The sequence below is a fragment of the Nocardioides sp. Leaf374 genome (assembly GCF_916862475.1).
Classification (GTDB): domain Bacteria; phylum Actinomycetota; class Actinomycetes; order Propionibacteriales; family Nocardioidaceae; genus Nocardioides; species Nocardioides kribbensis.
Genome location: NZ_CAKASO010000027.1, coordinates 42,797 through 57,829, shown reverse-complemented (window position 1 = coordinate 57,829; position 15,033 = coordinate 42,797). Strand labels below are relative to the sequence as shown.

Sequence of the window (15,033 nt, the reverse complement as noted above, 5' to 3'; positions counted from 1 at the left end):
CCGCGCTGCTGGTCTACCGTCCGTCGCGCGCCGACTCCTCGGCGGCGGCCCGCTCGCGCGCAGCGGTCGCGGCGACCTCCTGGGCCTCCCGCAGGGCGACGGCGAGCTCCTCGGCCGCGACCGCCGCTGCTCGGGCGGACTCCTCGGCCCGGGCGCGGGCGGTGGCGGCCTGCTCGGCGGACTTCTCGGCGTCACGCCGGGCGCGGGAGTGGTCGGCGGCGGCGCGGTCGGCGGCCTCGCGGGCCGCCCAGGCGTCGGCGGCGGCGCGTGCGTGGTCCTCGGCGCTGCGCTCGGCCTCGGTCAGGGCCCGGGAGGCGGCGCCGGCGTGCTCTTCGGCGACGAGACGCTCCGCGGCCTGCTCGGCTGCGGCCAGCTCCGCGGAGTTGCGCAGCGACGCGGCGCGCTCAGCCGCGGCGGTGAGCTCGACGATGCGCGCCTGCAGCTCCTCGAGGCTCAGCGGCGGCAGCGGCGATCCCTCGGCCCGGTCACGGCGGCGCCAGAACCGGCCCGAGGTCTCCTCGGGCGGGAGGGGGGCGTCACCGGTGGGAGTCATGAGGACTCGCACCCTACTGAAGTCGGCGCCCTCCAGCAGACGCCGCTGCGGCCTCGACCGCACCGGCGGGCCCGGAGCCGGCTCAGTCCTCGTCGTCGGAGCGGTCGGTGGGGGATGCGCCACCCGTCGGTGGTGGCGGGGCCCGTCGGACGTCGTCCTGCGGGGGCGCAGCAGAGGAGGGCGGCAGACCCAGCGCCTCGGCCAGGTGGGCGCTCTCCTCGGCGTCGAGACCGGGATCCCCATCAGATGCCGAGGTGGCGGCGACGGGATGGTCGCGGGGCTGGTCGGCGAGACGTGTCAGGTCCTCGGCGGCTGCATGACCGTGCTCAGAGGCCGAGTGAGCGGGGCGCTGCGTCACCGTGCGGGCCATGGCCTCGTCGAGGAGCGGACCCAGCGCGAGACGAGCCTGGGCGGCATCACCCTCGAGGGCCGCCGACCATCGGCTCAGCAGCGACTCCGCGAATCTCTCCGGTGACTGGCCCAGGGTCGCGGCGTCCCGTTCGATCGCCCGCGCCGCGTCCCCGGGCGAGACCCCCGTCAGGCCGCACACCACCCCGACCGCTTGCTGCACCACTACCGAGTCGTGGTCCGGGGGCACCGTTGACTCCTCTCGCCCGAGGACGCGGAGCCGGACCGGCGCACGCCCTCCGGTCCACGATGTCAGCCGCGGCGGCCCGCGCTCTTCACCCCGTACGGCGGAGCCGCGCCGGCCCGCTCTCGGCCCCGGGGCCGCCCCGCCCTGAGCGCACGGGGTCAGTAGACGAGCGCCTGGACGCCCTCGGCGAGGACCTCCTCGGTGAACACCGCGGCGCCGGCCACGCGCACCCCGGGGAGCACGTCGGCCTCGGTGATGCCGCGTCGCGTGGCGCACTGCGAGCACACGGTCACCCGGCCGAGCTCGCGCACGGTGTCGAGCATGTCGGCGACGGGGGTGGCGTGGGGGAGCCCGAGGTCGGGCCCGCGACCGGCCACGGCGTAGGACGCGGCGTCGCCGGTGAGCCAGAGCGAGACGTCGGCGCCCATGGCCACGGCGGCCGCGGCCACGGTGAAGGCCTGGTTGGCGCGCTCGGGGTCGCCCTGCGCGCAGGTGACCTTGACGACGAGGGAGCGGGGCATGGCCCCACGGTAGAGGGCGCGCAGGGAGGTGGCCCGGGCTGGACGCCCGGCCCTGCTCGGGCGTCACTCCGCCGTGCACACCGGCACCGGGGGAGCGGCGCGCGGTCGCCGTGGGGGCCCGGCGTCAGCCAGCGCGGCACCACCACGGAGCAGGTGTTCGGCCGTCGGTGGGCGGGAGGGCGCGCCGCTAGAGTGACCCGGTGGTCTTCCAGCTCCCTGACAACCTTCACCCCCACTGCGGCCCGCTGGCCTGGATGCTCGGCACGTGGCGCGGCAGCGGCAAGGGCGACTACCCGACGATCGAGCCCTACGACTACCAGCAGGAGCTGATCTTCCAGCAGGACGGTCGCCCCTTCATCCACTACTTCGCGCGCTCGTGGATCGTCGACGAGCAGGGCGAGAAGGTCCGCGACGCCGCCCAGGAGACCGGCTTCCTGCGCTGCCCCGAGGCCGGCAAGGTGGAGCTGCTGCTCACGCACAACACCGGCTTCGTGGAGATCTGGTACGGCGAGGCCGCCGACGGCAAGCTCGAGCTCGCCACCGACGCGGTCGCGCGCACCGAGACCGCCAAGGAGGTCACCGCCGGCCACCGTCTCTACGGCAACGTCGAGGGCGACCTGCTCTACGCCTACGACATGGCCGCGGTCGGCCAGGCGCTCCAGCCGCACCTGTGGGCGCGCCTGCAGAGGGTCTGACCCGCCGATGGCCGACCACGAGCACGACCACGCGGCCGCCTCCGGCGGGGCCCGGCCCCCGGGCGACCTGCGCAGCCGGCTGCGCGGCAGCGGCTACCGGCTGACCCCGCAGCGCGAGCTCATCCTCGCAGCGGTCGAGCGGCTCGGCCACGCCACGCCCGACGAGGTGCTGGCCGAGGTGCGGCGCCACTCCACCGCGGTCAACGTCTCGACGGTCTACCGCACGCTCGAGGTGCTCGAGGAGCTCGGCCTGGTCCGTCACGCCCACCTGGCCGACAGGGCCCCGACGTACCACTCCGTGACCGACCACGAGCACTTCCACCTGGTCTGCCGGAATTGCGAGCGGGTGACCTCCGTTGATGCTGACGTGGCCGCCGATCTGGTCGGACGCCTGGCCGCCGAGCAGCAGTTCGTGGTCGACATCGGGCACCTGACGGTCTTCGGCCACTGCCAGGACTGCTCGGCCAACCGTGAGGACACCCCGTGAGCGACTCCCGCCCGACGCCCAGCCCGCTGCTCTCCCTGCCCGGCGCGGTCGCCGGTGACGGTGTGGACGCCCCGGTGGCGGCGCACTACGGCTCCTTCAACACCGAGCAGCGCGCGCTCGAGGCCGGCAACGGCTTCGTCGACCTCTCCCACCGCGACGTCGTGCGCCTGGAGGGCCCCGACCGGCTCACCTGGCTGCACAGCCTCACCAGCCAGTACTTCACCGGCCTCGCCCCCGGTGTCTGGACCTCCGCCCTGATCCTCAGCCCGCAGGGCCACGTCGAGCACGCCTTCACCGGCGTCGACGACGGTGAGGCCTTCGTCGCCCACACCGAGCCGGGCGCCGCCGGGGCGCTGCTGGGCTTCCTGGAGCGGATGAAGTTCATGACCCGCGTCGAGCTCACCGAGGTCACCGCCGACCTCGCGGTGACCTGGCGGGCCAGCACCCAGGGTTACGACCTCGTGCCCCGCGACCAGCTCCACGCGTACGCCGCCGCCGCCGGCCCGGCCGCGGGCCTGTGGGCCTTCGAGGCGCTGCGCATCGCCCGCGGCGAGCCGCGCCACGGTCTCGACACCGACGCGCGCACCATCCCCAACGAGGCCGGCTGGGTCGGCCCCGCGGTGCACCTCGACAAGGGCTGCTACCGCGGCCAGGAGACCGTCGCCCGCGTGCACACCCTGGGCCGTCCGCCGCGGCGTCTCACCCTGCTCCACCTCGACGGCACCGAGAACCGGCTGCCCACCCGCGGCGCCGAGCTGCGCCACGGCGAGAAGGTCGTCGGCTTCGTCGGCACCTCCGCACGCCACCACGAGCTCGGCCCCATCGCCCTGGCCATGGTCAAGCGCAACGTGCCCCTCGACGCGACCCTCGACGTCGAGGGCATGCCCGCCGCCCAGGAGGTCGTCGTCGACCCCGAGGTCGGCCTGCACGTGCGGCCGCTGCGCTGAGGCGGAGCCGAGGCGCTCCCGGGCTCGTCAGTCCCGGCGGTACTGCACGTGGGTGTCCGGCGCAGCGTGCCCGAACCCCAGCCGCGAGTACGTCGCGACCGCGGCCTCGTTGTCGGACTCGACGTAGAGCAGCACCTCGCCGACCCCGAGCCCGGCCAGGTGGTGCAGCCCCGCCAGCGTGACCACCCGGCCCAGGCCCTGGCCCTGGGCCACCGGGTCGACGCCGACGACGTAGACCTCACCGAGGTCGGGGGAGTGCTGCTTGGTCCAGTGGAAGCCGACCAGCGAGCCGTTGCGCTCCGCCACGACGAGGCCCGCGGGGTCGAACCACGCCTCCGCCATCCGCTCGGCCAGCTCGGCCCGGTCCATCGCCCCCTGCTCGGGGTGGTGGGCGAAGGCCGCGGCGTTGACGCGCACGACCTCGTCGGCGTCGGCGTCGACGTAGGAGCGCACCGTGACGCCGTCGGGCACGACGAGACCGGGCAGCGGCTCAGCCATGGCCCGCCGCATCACCCACAGGTCACGCACCCGCTCGAACCCGTGCGCCGCGGCCAGCGCCGCCGCCGCGGGGTGGTTGCCGTGCGACCACGCCAGCAGCTCGCCCTCGCCGGCCTCGGCCAGCTCCGCCGACACCAGCCCCGACGCGACGCCGGCGCCCCGCGCGGGCGGGTCCACCACGACGGTGAGCTCGCGCCCGACCACCAGCGCGAAGCCACCGTCGACCACCCGGTACCGGGCGCGCTCGGGGTGGCGCCGCAGCGTGCGCCAGGTGGCCTCGTCGAGCGGTGCCGCCCCGTCGTGCGCCTCGGCCGCCGCAGCGATCCGCTCGATCTCCTCCATCACGTCCACGCCGGCCACCCTAGGTGGCGTCGGGCGTCCACCCCGCAGGGTGGCGCGGGCCCGGGGCGCGGGCGAGGACGGTGGAGGGATGAGCCCCCATCCCGAGACGAGCGCCGAGCCCGCAGCCCTGACGCGTGCGCGCGAGCACCGCGACCCCGACGACGACGGCAAGCCCGACTCGCCGACCGACCTCACCAGGCGCTCCTGGCTCTACGTCGCGCGCAAGACGATGCGCGAGTTCTCCAAGGACCAGTGCACCGACGTCGCGGCGTCGCTGACCTACTACGCCGTCCTCGCCCTCTTCCCGGCGATGATCGCGCTGCTGTCGCTGGTCAGCCTGGTGGGGCGCGGCCCGGAGACGGTCGACACGCTGCTGCAGATCCTGCGCGACGTCGGCGCCGGGTCGGCCGCCGACACGGTCGAGCCCACGTTGCTGGAGCTGGCCGCGGCGCCCGGGGCCGGCCTCGCGCTGGTCATCGGTCTCGCCACCGCCCTGTGGTCCGCGAGCGGCTACGTCGGCTCCTTCGGTCGTGCGATGAACCGCATCCACGAGACCGGCGAGGGTCGCCCGTTCTACGTCTTGCGCCCCGTGATGCTGGCGCTGACCGCCGTGCTGGTGGTGCTCGTGGCCCTGGTGGCCGTGGGGCTCGTGGTCACGGGTCCCGCCGCGCAGGCCGTCGGCGACGCGATCGGTCTCGGTGACACCGCGGTGCTGGTGTGGAGCATCGCCAAGTGGCCGGTCATGCTCGCCGTGGTCGTGCTGATCGTGGCGCTGCTCTACTACGTGACGCCCAACATCAAGCAGCCGAAGTTCCGCTGGGTCTCGATGGGTGCCGTCCTGGCCATCCTCACCTGGGTGCTCGTCTCGGCGGCGTTCGGCTTCTACGTCGCCCACTTCTCCAGCTACAACAAGACCTACGGCTCGCTGGCCGGCGTCATCGTGTTCCTGCTGTGGCTGTGGCTGACCAACCTCGCGCTCCTCTTCGGCGCCGAGCTCGACTCCGAGCTCGAGCGGGGCCGCGAGCTGCAGGCGGGACTGCCCGCCGAGGAGGAGCTCCAGCTGCCTCCGCGCATGACCAAGGGCCTGGAGAAGGCCGAGGAGAAGCGCCGCGAGGACGTCGAGAGGGGCCGCCGGCTGCGCACGTCGCGGGGCGAGGACGGCTGACACGAGCGAGGGCCCGGGCGGACGCGCCCGGGCCCTCCTCCCACTCACCCCTGCGGGGTGCTCACGCCTCGAGCGCGGCGGTCTCCTGCGGAGCAGCGGAGCCGACCTCGATCTTGCGCGGCTTGGCCTTCTCGGCCACCGGCACGACCAGGCGCAGCACGCCGTCGTCGTAGGTCGCCTCGATGCGCTCGAGGTCGAGGTTGTCGCCCAGCACGAGCTGGCGGCTGAAGCTGCCGGTCGTGCGCTCCGAGGCGAGGCGCTCCCAGTCGCCGTTACGTCGCACGCGCTCGGCGCGCACGGTCAGGACGTTGCGCTCGACGTCGAGGTCGATGCTGTCGCGCGCCACGCCCGGCAGGTCGAACTCGATGACGAAGCGGTCACCCTCGCGCCAGGCGTCCATCGGCATGGCGGCCGGGCGGTTGGTGGTGCCCAGCAGCTGCTGGGTCAGGCGGTCGAAGTCGCGGAACGGGTCGGTAGTGCGCAGCAGCATGGCGTGTCCTCCTGGTCGTCTCTGGTGGTTGATCCGGTGGTGACGGTCTGCGTGAGCCCGTCATGTGTATCAGCGGTTATAGGTTTGTTGTACCGCAGAGATGACGTACGTTCAAGCACGGAGGTGGACCGTGTCGACACAGCAGCGCACCACGCAGCACAGCACGACCCAGGAGGGCGTCTTCGCCATCTCGGTGGCCGCCCGGATGGTGCGCATGGAGGTGCAGAACCTGCGCGTCTACGAGCGCCGCGGACTGCTGACGCCCGAGCGCACCGACGGCGGCAACCGCCTCTACTCCGAGGGCGACATCGCCACCCTGCACCGCATCCGAGAGCTGCTGGCCCAGGGGCTCAACCTCGCCGGCATCGCCCGGGTCCTCGCCCTCGAGCACGAGGTCGCCGCCCTGCGCCGCCGGCTCCGCACGGCGGAGGGCGGCTGACGGAGCGAGCGGCCCCGGTCAGGCGTCGACCGACCGCCCGGTGCGCGCGTCGGCGTCGACGGCGCCCTTCTCCTTGGTCGGCAGCACGAAGCGGTAGCCGACGTTGCGCACGGTGCCGATGAGGGTCTCGTTCTCGGGGCCGAGCTTGGCGCGCAGCCGTCGCACGTGCACGTCGACGGTGCGGGTGCCGCCGAAGTAGTCGTAGCCCCAGACCTCCTGCAGCAGCTGCTGGCGGCTGAAGACCCGGCCCGGGTGCTGGGCGAGGAACTTGAGCAGCTCGAACTCCTTGAACGTGAGGTCGAGCGACCGGCCGCCGATCTTGGCGGTGTAGGTGGCGTCGTCCACGACGACCTCGCCGGAGCGGATGACGTGGGCGTCGGGGTCGGCGGCCTCGCGACGGGCGTTGAGCCGGCCGATGGCCAGCTTGATCCGCGCCTCCAGTTCGGCGGGCCCACAGGTGTGCAGCACGACGTCGTCCATGCCCCAGTCGTGGTTGACCACGGCCAGGCCGCCCTCGGTCACCACGAGCAGCACGGGCACGTCGGTGCCGGTGGTGCGGATGAGCCGGCACAGGTCGCGGGCGTGGGCGAGGTCCTGTCGTCCGTCGACCAGGAGGAGGTCGGAGTCGGGGGCCTCGAGCAGTGCGCTCCCCTCGGAGGGCAGGATCTTGACCTGGTGTCCCAGCAGCGAGAGCCCGGGCAGCACCTCGGCGGACGGCTGCAGGGCACTGGTCAGCAGTAGAAGGGTGCTCACGGTGGTCTCCTCCCAGAGGATGGGGCAGGCGACCGAAACGCAACGCTGGGCTCCGGCGAGGTGCTACGCAGGTCACACTAGGAAACTCCGGGGACACATTGGAAGGTTCCAAAGTGAATGAGACCGAAATCATCCACGTTCGTTACTGGGCCGGCGCCAAGGCGGCGGCCGGCGTCGGCGGCGACCGGATCGACGTGAGCGGCCCGATCTCGCTCGCCGAGGTCGTACGCCGGGCGACCGCGCTCCACCCGGGCACCAACCTGCCCGCGGTGCTGGCGGTGTGCTCCACGCTGGTCGGCGAGCAGCCGGTCGGCAGTCGCGACCCCGACACCGTCCTCGTGGAGCCGGGCGGCTCGGTGGAGTTCCTGCCGCCCTTCGCGGGCGGCTAGGCGCGGCGACCGGGACGGCGGCCGGGACGGCGGCCGGGACAGCGACCGGGACAGTGACCGGAACAACGGCCGGCACCGTGCGGTTGACCACCCGTGTCTTCCGGAATCGTCATCGCCCTGGCCGCGGTCGTCGTCGCCCTCGCCCTCGGTCTCCACCGTCTGCGCACCGACGGTCGCTTCTCCTCGTCGCGCGCCGAGACGGCGGCCGCGCAGCCGTCCGCTGCCGACGCACCGCCGACGGACGGGCAGCGCGCGGCGGCGCAGGTCGCCGGCGCTCCGGCGACCTGGGAGGCGGTCCTCGAGGCCGTCCCCTCCGCCCGGCTCGGCCGGCAGGCGACCCTGCTGCAGTTCTCCAGCGCCTTCTGTGCGCCCTGCCGGGCCACGAAGCGCACCCTGAGCGAGGTCGCCGACGTCGTGCCCGGCGTGGTGCACCTCGAGGTCGACGCCGAGCACCACCTCGACCTGGTCCGGCGCCTTGAAGTCCTCCGCACCCCGACCACCCTCGTCCTCGACGCCGCCGGCGTGGAGATCGCCCGTGCCGCGGGCGCCCCACGCAAGGAGCAGGTGCTGCAGGCGCTCGGCCGGGCGTGAGCGTCCGAGCCGATGTCCGCCATGCGGACCGTCGTCTCACGAGGCGAGATGTCGTGTCGTCGGTGAGCGACGGGTCGCCGTACCCTGGACGCATGTCCTCGACCTGGCTGACGAAGCGGCGCGCAGTGGACCACTGCCGCGTGCGCTCCTCGCTGTGTCGCATGCCCTGACCGAGCTGCCGCGTCTCGACTCGTAAGTCGACTGATCCAGTGCAGTAATCTCGGTGCGGTCGTCCCTCGACCCGCCAGCGGGGCGCTCCAGCGCCGCCGCCCTCGTCCGAGCAGGAGAGACATGTCCACCACCAGCACCCGCCCGTCCGCCCCGACCGGCGCCGGCATCGACCCCCGCGGGCCGCAGTTCACCGCCGCGCTCACCGCGGTCGTCCTCCTGGTCGTGCTGGTGCTGCCGCCGACCCCGGCAGCCGTGCTCACGGCGGTGCAGGCCGCGCTCTTCGCCCTCGGAGCGGCGCTCGGCGTGCAGCACACGCCCCACGCCTGGCTGTTCCGCACCGTCGTGCGCCCGCGGCTCTCGCCGCCCGACGACCTCGAGGACCCGGCCCCGCCGCGCTTCGCGCAGACGGTGGGTCTCGCCTTCACCCTGGTCGCCCTGGTCGGCTACCTGACCGGCGTCGTGCTGCTCGCGCAGGTCGCGATCGGCCTCGCGCTCGTCGCCGCCCTGCTCAACGCCGTCTTCCGGTTCTGCCTGGGCTGCGAGATGTACCTCCTGATCAAGCGCGCCACCGCCTGAGCGCCGTCCCTCCGACGAAGCACACACCAGACCCCCGCGCCGCAGGGCGCAACAGAAAGGTAATGACATGAGCCGCGAGAACTCCCTCGTCTCGACCCAGTGGGTCGAGGACCACCTCGACGACCCGAAGGTCGTCGTCATCGAGGTCGACGAGGACACCACGTCCTACGACAAGGGCCACATCAAGGGCGCCATCAAGCTCGACTGGACCACCGACCTCCAGGACCAGGTGCGCCGCGACTTCGTCGCCAAGGACCAGTTCTCGGCGCTGCTCTCCGAGCGCGGCGTCTCCAACGACGACACGGTGATCCTCTACGGCGGCAACAACAACTGGTTCGCGGCCTACGCCTACTGGTACTTCAAGCTCTACGGCCACGACGACGTCAAGCTCATGGACGGCGGTCGCAAGAAGTGGGAGCTCGACTCCCGTGAGCTCACCGACGAGCTGCCCACCCGCGACAAGGCCAGCTACACCGCCTCGGAGCAGGACCGCTCCATCCGCGCCTTCCGCGACGACACCGTGGCCGCCATCGGCGCGCAGAACCTCGTCGACGTGCGCAGCCCCGACGAGTACGCCGGGCGCCTCCTCGCCCCGGCCCACCTCCCGCAGGAGCAGGCCCAGCGCGCCGGCCACGTGCCGACCTCGATCAACGTGCCGTGGAGCAAGAACTGCAACGACGACGGCACCTTCAAGTCCGACGAGGACCTCAAGGCCCTCTACGCCGAGGCCGGCATCGACGACTCCAAGGACACCATCGCCCTGTGCCGCATCGGTGAGCGCTCCTCGCTGACCTGGTTCGTGCTCAAGGAGCTCCTCGGCCACCAGAACGTCAAGAACTACGACGGCTCCTGGACCGAGTACGGCTCGCTCGTCGGCGTGCCCGTCGCCCTCGGCGACGAGCCCGGCCAGGCCGACGGGCAGGGCGCCTGATGTGCGGCGCGACCGAGGGCGGTCTGTCCCTCGACGGCGTCAACGTCGCCAAGGAGGCCATCGTGCAGGGCCAGGTCGTGCGTGACGGCGAGCCCGTCGGCAACGCCTACGTGCGCCTGCTCGACCGCACCGGCGAGTTCACCGCCGAGGTCCCGACCTCGGCCACCGGTCACTTCCGGTTCTTCGCCGGCGAGGGGGAGTGGACCCTGCGCACCCTCGCCCCCAAGGCCGAGCCCGTCGACAAGAGGGTGCACGCCGCCGTCGGCAGCGTCGCCGAGGTCGTCGTCGCGATCTGAGCACGACCCGCGGGCACGACCCGCCGGCACGCACGAAGGCCCCCGACCTCGTGGTCGGGGGCCTTCGTCGTGCCGGGCGTGGATCAGCCGGCGTTGTTGATCATGCCGGCGCCGACGGTGATGCCGGTGGCCTCGTCGATGAGGATGAACGAGCCGGTGGTGCGGTTCTTCGAGTACGGGTCGCACAGCAGCGGCACCGTGGTGCGCAGGGTGACGCGACCGATCTCGTTGACCCCGAGCTCCTTGGTCTCCTGGTCGCGGTGCAGCGAGTTGACGTCCAGGCGGTACTGGATGTCCTTGACCAGGGCACGGGCGTTGCGGGTGGTGTGCTTGATGGCCAGCTTCTGGCGCGGCTTGAGCGGCGCCGTGGTCATCCAGCAGACCATCGCGTCGATGTCCTGGCTGGGCTGCGGGGCGTTCTTGACCCGGGCGATCATGTCGCCGCGCGAGACGTCGACGTCGTCCTCGAGGCGCACGGTCACCGACATGGGCGGGAACGCCTCGGTGACCTCCTGGTCGAAGAGGTCGATGCCGGCGATCTTCGAGGTCATGCCGCTGGGCAGCACGACCACCTCGTCGCCCGGCTTGAGGACGCCGCCGGCGACCTGGCCGCCGTAGCCGCGGTAGTCGTGGTGCTCGTCTGACTTCGGACGCACGACGTACTGCACGGGGAAGCGCGCGTCGATGAGGTCGCGGTCGGAGGCGACGTGCACGTGCTCGAGGTGGTGCATGAGGGTCGGCCCGGAGTACCAGCCCATGTTCTCGGAGCGGTTGACGACGTTGTCCCCGGCCAGGGCCGAGATCGGGATGACCTCGAGGTCGGGGATGTTGAGCTTCGTCGCGAACTGGGTGAACTCGGCGTGGATCTTCTCGTAGACCTCCTGGGAGTAGTCGACGAGGTCCATCTTGTTCACGGCGAGCACGAGGTGGGGCACCCGCAGCAGCGACAGGATCACCGCGTGGCGGCGCGACTGCTCGGTGAGGCCCTGACGGGCGTCGACGAGCACCAGACCGAGGTCGGCGGTGGAGGCGCCGGTGACCATGTTGCGGGTGTACTGCACGTGGCCCGGGGTGTCGGCGATGATGAACTTGCGGTTGGGCGTCGCGAAGTAGCGGTAGGCCACGTCGATGGTGATGCCCTGCTCGCGCTCGGAGCGCAGACCGTCGGTCAGCAGGGCCAGGTCGGTGTAGTCGTAGCCCTTGGACTGGCTGGTGGCCTCGACGGCCTCCATCTGGTCCTCGAAGATCGACTTGGAGTCGAGCAGCAGGCGGCCGATGAGGGTCGACTTGCCGTCGTCGACCGATCCGGCGGTCGCGAACCGCAGGAGGTCCATGTTGGTGGTGATGGTCTCGGTGGTCTCGGTGTCGCTGGCGGCCATCAGAAGTAGCCCTCCTTCTTGCGGTCTTCCATGGCGGCCTCGGAGAAGCGGTCGTCGCCGCGGGTGGCGCCGCGCTCGGTGACCCGGGCGACCGCCACCTCCTCGATGATCTTCTCGATGGTGTCGGCGTCCGACTCCACGCAGCCGGTCTGGCTGAGGTCGCCCACGGTGCGGAAGCGGACGGTGCGCTCGGTGACGGTCTCGCCCGCGCGCAGCGGGTTGAGGTCGTTCTCGCTGAGCAGCATGCCGTCGCGCTCGAAGACGCGGCGCTGGTGGGAGTAGTAGATCGAGGGGATCTCGATGCCCTCGCGACCGATGTAGTCCCAGATGTCCAGCTCGGTCCAGTTGGAGATCGGGAAGATGCGCATGTGCTCGCCCTCGTGCAGGCGCCCGTTGTAGAGGCTCCACAGCTCGGGGCGCTGCATCTTCGGGTCCCACTGGCCGAACTCGTCGCGGTGGGAGTAGACGCGCTCCTTGGCGCGGGCCTTCTCCTCGTCGCGGCGACCGCCACCGAAGGCGGCCGTGAACTGGCCCTCCTCCAGCGCGTTCAGCAGCGTGCCGATCTGCAGGCGGTTGCGGCTGGTCTTGCCGTCGTCGACGACGATGCCGTCGGCGATGGCCTGGTCGACCGAGGCCACGATCAGGCGCAGGCCCAGGCGCTCGGCCCAGGAGTCGCGGGTGGCGAGCACCTCGGGGAAGTCGAGACCGGTGTCGACCTGCAGCACCGGGAAGGGGATCTTCGCGGGGTAGAAGGCCTTCTCGGCGAGGCGGAGCATCACGATGGAGTCCTTGCCGCCCGAGAACATCAGGACGGGCTTCTCGAACTCCGCAGCGACCTCACGGAAGATGTGGATCGACTCCGCTTCCAGCTGGTCGAGCTGGCTCAGCCGGTAGTCGGCGTGCGTTTCGGGCATGCGAAAGGGGACCTCTCCTCGGGACAGCAGCCCTCATCGTAGACCCGGCGCGGCCCGGGGCATGAAACGTCCACGTTGTCGCGCGTCATAGGGCACAAAGCGGGCCGGACGGACGGCCCGGTGCGCACCGGCGTGCCGGGCGGTCGCGGGGGCGGCGGGGGCGGTCGGCGGTCCGGGCCCCCGCTAGCGTTGCGTCACCATCGTCGGACGCAGGGGTTCCATGAAGCGCGCTCTCATCACCGGTATCACCGGACAGGACGGCTCGTACCTGGCCGAGCTGCTGCTCGGCAAGGGTTACGAGGTGCACGGCCTCCTCCGGCGGTCCTCGACCTTCAACACCTCGCGGATCGACCACCTCTACCAGGACGTCCACGACCCCGATGCGCGACTGCTGCTCCACCACGGCGACATCACCGACGCCGGACGGCTGATCCAGCTCGTCGAGCGCGTGCAGCCCGACGAGGTCTACAACCTGGCGGCGCAGTCGCACGTCAGGGTCAGCTTCGACGAGCCGGCCCACACCACCGACGTCACCGGTGTGGGGGCCGTGCGGCTGCTCGAGGCGGTGCGGGCCAGCGGCGTGCCGGCGCGGTTCTACCAGGCGTCGAGCTCGGAGATGTTCGGCGCGGTGAACCCGCCGCAGAGCGAGGACACCGCGCTGCACCCGCGCTCGCCCTACGGCGTCTCGAAGGTCTTCGCGCACTGGATGACCCGCAACTACCGCGACGGCTACGGGATGTTCGCGGTCAGCGGCATCCTCTTCAACCACGAGTCCCCCCGGCGCGGGGAGACCTTCCTGACCCGCAAGGTGACGCGCGCGGTGGCGGCGATCAAGACCGGCCGGGCCGACCACGTCTACCTCGGCAACCTCGACGCGGTCCGCGACTGGGGCTACGCCCCGGAGTACGTCGAGGGCATGTGGCGGATGATGCAGGCCGACGAGCCGCAGGACTACGTCCTCGCGACCGGCCGTGACTTCAGCGTGCGCGACTTCGTCGCGGCGGCCTTCGACCACGTCGGTCTGGACTGGGAGCGCCACGTCCGCTTCGACGAGCGCTACCTGCGGCCCACCGAGGTGGACGCGCTGCTGGGCGATCCTGGCAGGGCCGAGGCCGAGTTGGGCTGGAAGGCCACCGTGCACGTGCCGGAGCTGGCCCGGCTCATGGTCGACGCCGACCTCGAGGCCCTCGAGCACGAGGGCCCGACCTGGATCGACCGCCCGGTGCTATCCGACTGGCCGGTCGTCGGTCGGGCCTGACCCCTCCCCGACGCCCGCCCGTGCGGCCGCGCGGTCGGTGCGCGAGCCGCCGTAGGACCACGAGTCGAGCTCGGAGACGGTCGGGGCGCCGAACATCGGCAGCCCCTGGCCCTTGCGCAGGAAGCCCCAGACGACGGGCACCAGCACGGCCATGACCAGACCGATGACGCCGATGAGGATCGGGTGGGTCTCCTCGCGGCCCAGGGGCGCCCAGCCGGCCTTGTCGAGCAGCGCGACGCCCGACATGGTCAGCACGACGACGATGCCGCGGCGGATGAACGACTGCGGCACCTTGGGGGCGATCTTGCTGCCCAGGATGGTGCCGGGCACCGAGCCGATGATGAGCGGGATCGCGATGCCCCAGTCGAGGCCGTTGATGGCGATGTTGGAGATGGCTGCGGCGAGCACGAGCGGCACGGCCTGGACCAGGTCGGTGCCGACCAGCTTCACCGCGGACAGACCGGGGTAGAGCATGAGCAGCGCGATCATGATGACCGAGCCGGAGCCGACGCTGGTGATGCCGACCAGGATGCCGCCCAGGGCGCCCACGAGCAGCGTGGGGATCGGACGGACCTTGGGGTCGGGGTCGCCGGTGGGGCCGCCGGCGCGCACGCGGCGCAGGTTGACGTAGAGCCGCAGCGCGTAGGTGAAGGCCGCCAGCAGCAGCGCGAAGCCGATGCTGAGCTTCAGGACGCGGTCGAGCTGCTCCTCGTCGGTGGTGAAGAAGTGCACGAGGTAGGGCCCGGCGAAGGCCATCGGCACCGAGCCGAGGATCAGCCAGCCCGCCATCCTGAAGTTCGGAGAGCCCTCCTTGGCGTGCACGGCGGCACCGCCGGTCTTGTAGACGGCCGCCGCGGTGAGGTCGGCGGTCACGATCGTGGCCGCCTCACCGCCGCCGACACCGAGGAAGATCAGGGCCGGCGTCATCAAGGCGCCGCCGCCCATGCCGGTCAGCCCCACGACGATCCCGACGAGGAAGCCCGCCGCGAGGATCGAGAGCGCGGTCAGGGTGAGGATCTCGGTCATGCGGGGATCCTCCTGGA

Annotated in this window: 20 protein-coding genes; 11 read left to right on the top strand and 9 right to left on the bottom strand. The window is 72.2% G+C overall.

The window, feature by feature from the left end; all coding sequences use genetic code 11:
- Nucleotides 1-13: 13 nt before the first annotated feature.
- The 3 genes from LPA27_RS12925 to LPA27_RS12915 all read right to left on the bottom strand — a co-directional run bounded on the left by LPA27_RS12925 (nt 14) and on the right by LPA27_RS12915 (nt 1,669).
- Nucleotides 14-553, bottom strand: coding sequence for a hypothetical protein (locus LPA27_RS12925; protein WP_228942697.1), 540 nt, complete (start codon nt 551-553; stop codon nt 14-16).
- A gap of 82 nt (nt 554-635) precedes the next feature.
- Entirely contained in the window at nt 636-1,127 is a 492-nt protein-coding gene (locus LPA27_RS12920; protein ID WP_228942696.1) for a hypothetical protein, read from the bottom strand.
- Nucleotides 1,128-1,306: 179 nt separating this feature from the next.
- The gene (locus LPA27_RS12915; protein WP_228942695.1) at nt 1,307-1,669 is read right to left on the bottom strand and encodes a DsrE family protein; all 363 of its coding nucleotides are present in this window, start codon (nt 1,667-1,669) and stop codon (nt 1,307-1,309) included.
- A gap of 200 nt (nt 1,670-1,869) precedes the next feature.
- Here LPA27_RS12915 and LPA27_RS12910 point away from each other — a divergent pair, with 200 nt between their 5' ends.
- The 3 genes from LPA27_RS12910 to LPA27_RS12900 are packed head-to-tail and all read left to right on the top strand — an operon-like array spanning nt 1,870 to nt 3,798.
- Nucleotides 1,870-2,364, top strand: a complete 495-nt coding sequence (locus tag LPA27_RS12910) for an FABP family protein (RefSeq protein WP_228942694.1) — start codon at nt 1,870-1,872, stop codon at nt 2,362-2,364.
- Nucleotides 2,365-2,371: 7 nt separating this feature from the next.
- A complete protein-coding gene (locus tag LPA27_RS12905; protein WP_228942693.1) occupies nt 2,372-2,851 on the top strand; it encodes a Fur family transcriptional regulator in 480 nt (159 codons plus the stop codon).
- Nucleotides 2,848-3,798, top strand: coding sequence for a YgfZ/GcvT domain-containing protein (locus LPA27_RS12900; RefSeq protein ID WP_228942692.1), 951 nt, complete (start codon nt 2,848-2,850; stop codon nt 3,796-3,798). Before LPA27_RS12905 ends, LPA27_RS12900 begins: the two co-directional genes overlap by 4 nt.
- Before the next feature lie 27 nt (nt 3,799-3,825).
- On the opposite strand, the gene mshD is transcribed toward LPA27_RS12900, so the two are convergent.
- On the bottom strand, nt 3,826-4,638 hold the full coding sequence (gene mshD / locus LPA27_RS12895) for a mycothiol synthase (protein ID WP_228942699.1): 813 nt from the start codon (nt 4,636-4,638) through the stop codon (nt 3,826-3,828).
- A gap of 88 nt (nt 4,639-4,726) precedes the next feature.
- On the opposite strand from mshD, the gene LPA27_RS12890 reads away from it, so the two are divergent.
- Nucleotides 4,727-5,803 (top strand): YihY/virulence factor BrkB family protein, encoded by a 1,077-nt coding sequence (locus LPA27_RS12890; RefSeq protein ID WP_228942691.1) that lies wholly within the window; start codon nt 4,727-4,729, stop codon nt 5,801-5,803.
- 61 nt (nt 5,804-5,864) lie between these two features.
- Here the strand turns inward: LPA27_RS12890 and LPA27_RS12885 are convergent, their stop codons facing one another.
- Complete coding sequence (locus tag LPA27_RS12885; protein ID WP_056863424.1) at nt 5,865-6,293, bottom strand: Hsp20/alpha crystallin family protein; 429 nt, start codon at nt 6,291-6,293, stop codon at nt 5,865-5,867.
- Nucleotides 6,294-6,423: 130 nt separating this feature from the next.
- Between LPA27_RS12885 and LPA27_RS12880 the strand changes: the two genes are divergently transcribed.
- Nucleotides 6,424-6,732 (top strand): MerR family transcriptional regulator, encoded by a 309-nt coding sequence (locus tag LPA27_RS12880; RefSeq protein ID WP_228942690.1) that lies wholly within the window; start codon nt 6,424-6,426, stop codon nt 6,730-6,732.
- 18 nt (nt 6,733-6,750) lie between these two features.
- On the opposite strand, the gene LPA27_RS12875 is transcribed toward LPA27_RS12880, so the two are convergent.
- Nucleotides 6,751-7,485 carry a response regulator transcription factor gene (locus LPA27_RS12875; protein ID WP_056863425.1) on the bottom strand — a complete coding sequence of 245 codons (735 nt, stop codon included), beginning with the start codon at nt 7,483-7,485 and terminating at the stop codon, nt 6,751-6,753.
- Nucleotides 7,486-7,598: 113 nt separating this feature from the next.
- Between LPA27_RS12875 and LPA27_RS12870 the strand changes: the two genes are divergently transcribed.
- The 5 genes from LPA27_RS12870 (at nt 7,599) to LPA27_RS12850 (ending at nt 10,439) form a co-directional block, all read left to right on the top strand.
- Nucleotides 7,599-7,874 (top strand): MoaD/ThiS family protein, encoded by a 276-nt coding sequence (locus tag LPA27_RS12870; protein WP_193666281.1) that lies wholly within the window; start codon nt 7,599-7,601, stop codon nt 7,872-7,874.
- Between the two features lie 93 nt (nt 7,875-7,967).
- Entirely contained in the window at nt 7,968-8,465 is a 498-nt protein-coding gene (locus tag LPA27_RS12865) for a thioredoxin family protein (protein WP_228942689.1), read from the top strand.
- A 291-nt stretch (nt 8,466-8,756) separates the two neighbouring features.
- Nucleotides 8,757-9,212, top strand: coding sequence for a DUF4395 domain-containing protein (locus tag LPA27_RS12860; RefSeq protein ID WP_228942688.1), 456 nt, complete (start codon nt 8,757-8,759; stop codon nt 9,210-9,212).
- A 67-nt stretch (nt 9,213-9,279) separates the two neighbouring features.
- On the top strand, nt 9,280-10,143 hold the full coding sequence (locus tag LPA27_RS12855) for a sulfurtransferase (protein WP_193666278.1): 864 nt from the start codon (nt 9,280-9,282) through the stop codon (nt 10,141-10,143).
- A complete protein-coding gene (locus LPA27_RS12850) occupies nt 10,143-10,439 on the top strand; it encodes a DUF1416 domain-containing protein (protein ID WP_056863429.1) in 297 nt (98 codons plus the stop codon). The genes LPA27_RS12855 and LPA27_RS12850 overlap by 1 nt, the downstream gene beginning before the upstream one ends.
- 83 nt (nt 10,440-10,522) lie before the next feature.
- Here the strand turns inward: LPA27_RS12850 and LPA27_RS12845 are convergent, their stop codons facing one another.
- Both LPA27_RS12845 and cysD read right to left on the bottom strand, forming a co-directional pair.
- Complete coding sequence (locus LPA27_RS12845; RefSeq protein ID WP_056863430.1) at nt 10,523-11,818, bottom strand: sulfate adenylyltransferase subunit 1; 1,296 nt, start codon at nt 11,816-11,818, stop codon at nt 10,523-10,525.
- Entirely contained in the window at nt 11,818-12,732 is a 915-nt protein-coding gene (gene cysD, locus LPA27_RS12840; RefSeq protein ID WP_056863431.1) for a sulfate adenylyltransferase subunit CysD, read from the bottom strand. Before cysD ends, LPA27_RS12845 begins: the two co-directional genes overlap by 1 nt.
- A gap of 220 nt (nt 12,733-12,952) precedes the next feature.
- Between cysD and gmd the strand changes: the two genes are divergently transcribed.
- On the top strand, nt 12,953-13,990 hold the full coding sequence (gmd, locus tag LPA27_RS12835; RefSeq protein ID WP_056903385.1) for a GDP-mannose 4,6-dehydratase: 1,038 nt from the start codon (nt 12,953-12,955) through the stop codon (nt 13,988-13,990).
- Here gmd and LPA27_RS12830 read toward each other — a convergent pair.
- A complete protein-coding gene (locus LPA27_RS12830) occupies nt 13,958-15,016 on the bottom strand; it encodes a sulfite exporter TauE/SafE family protein (protein ID WP_082500106.1) in 1,059 nt (352 codons plus the stop codon). The genes gmd and LPA27_RS12830 overlap by 33 nt on opposite strands.
- Between the last annotated feature and the right edge of the window lie 17 nt (nt 15,017-15,033).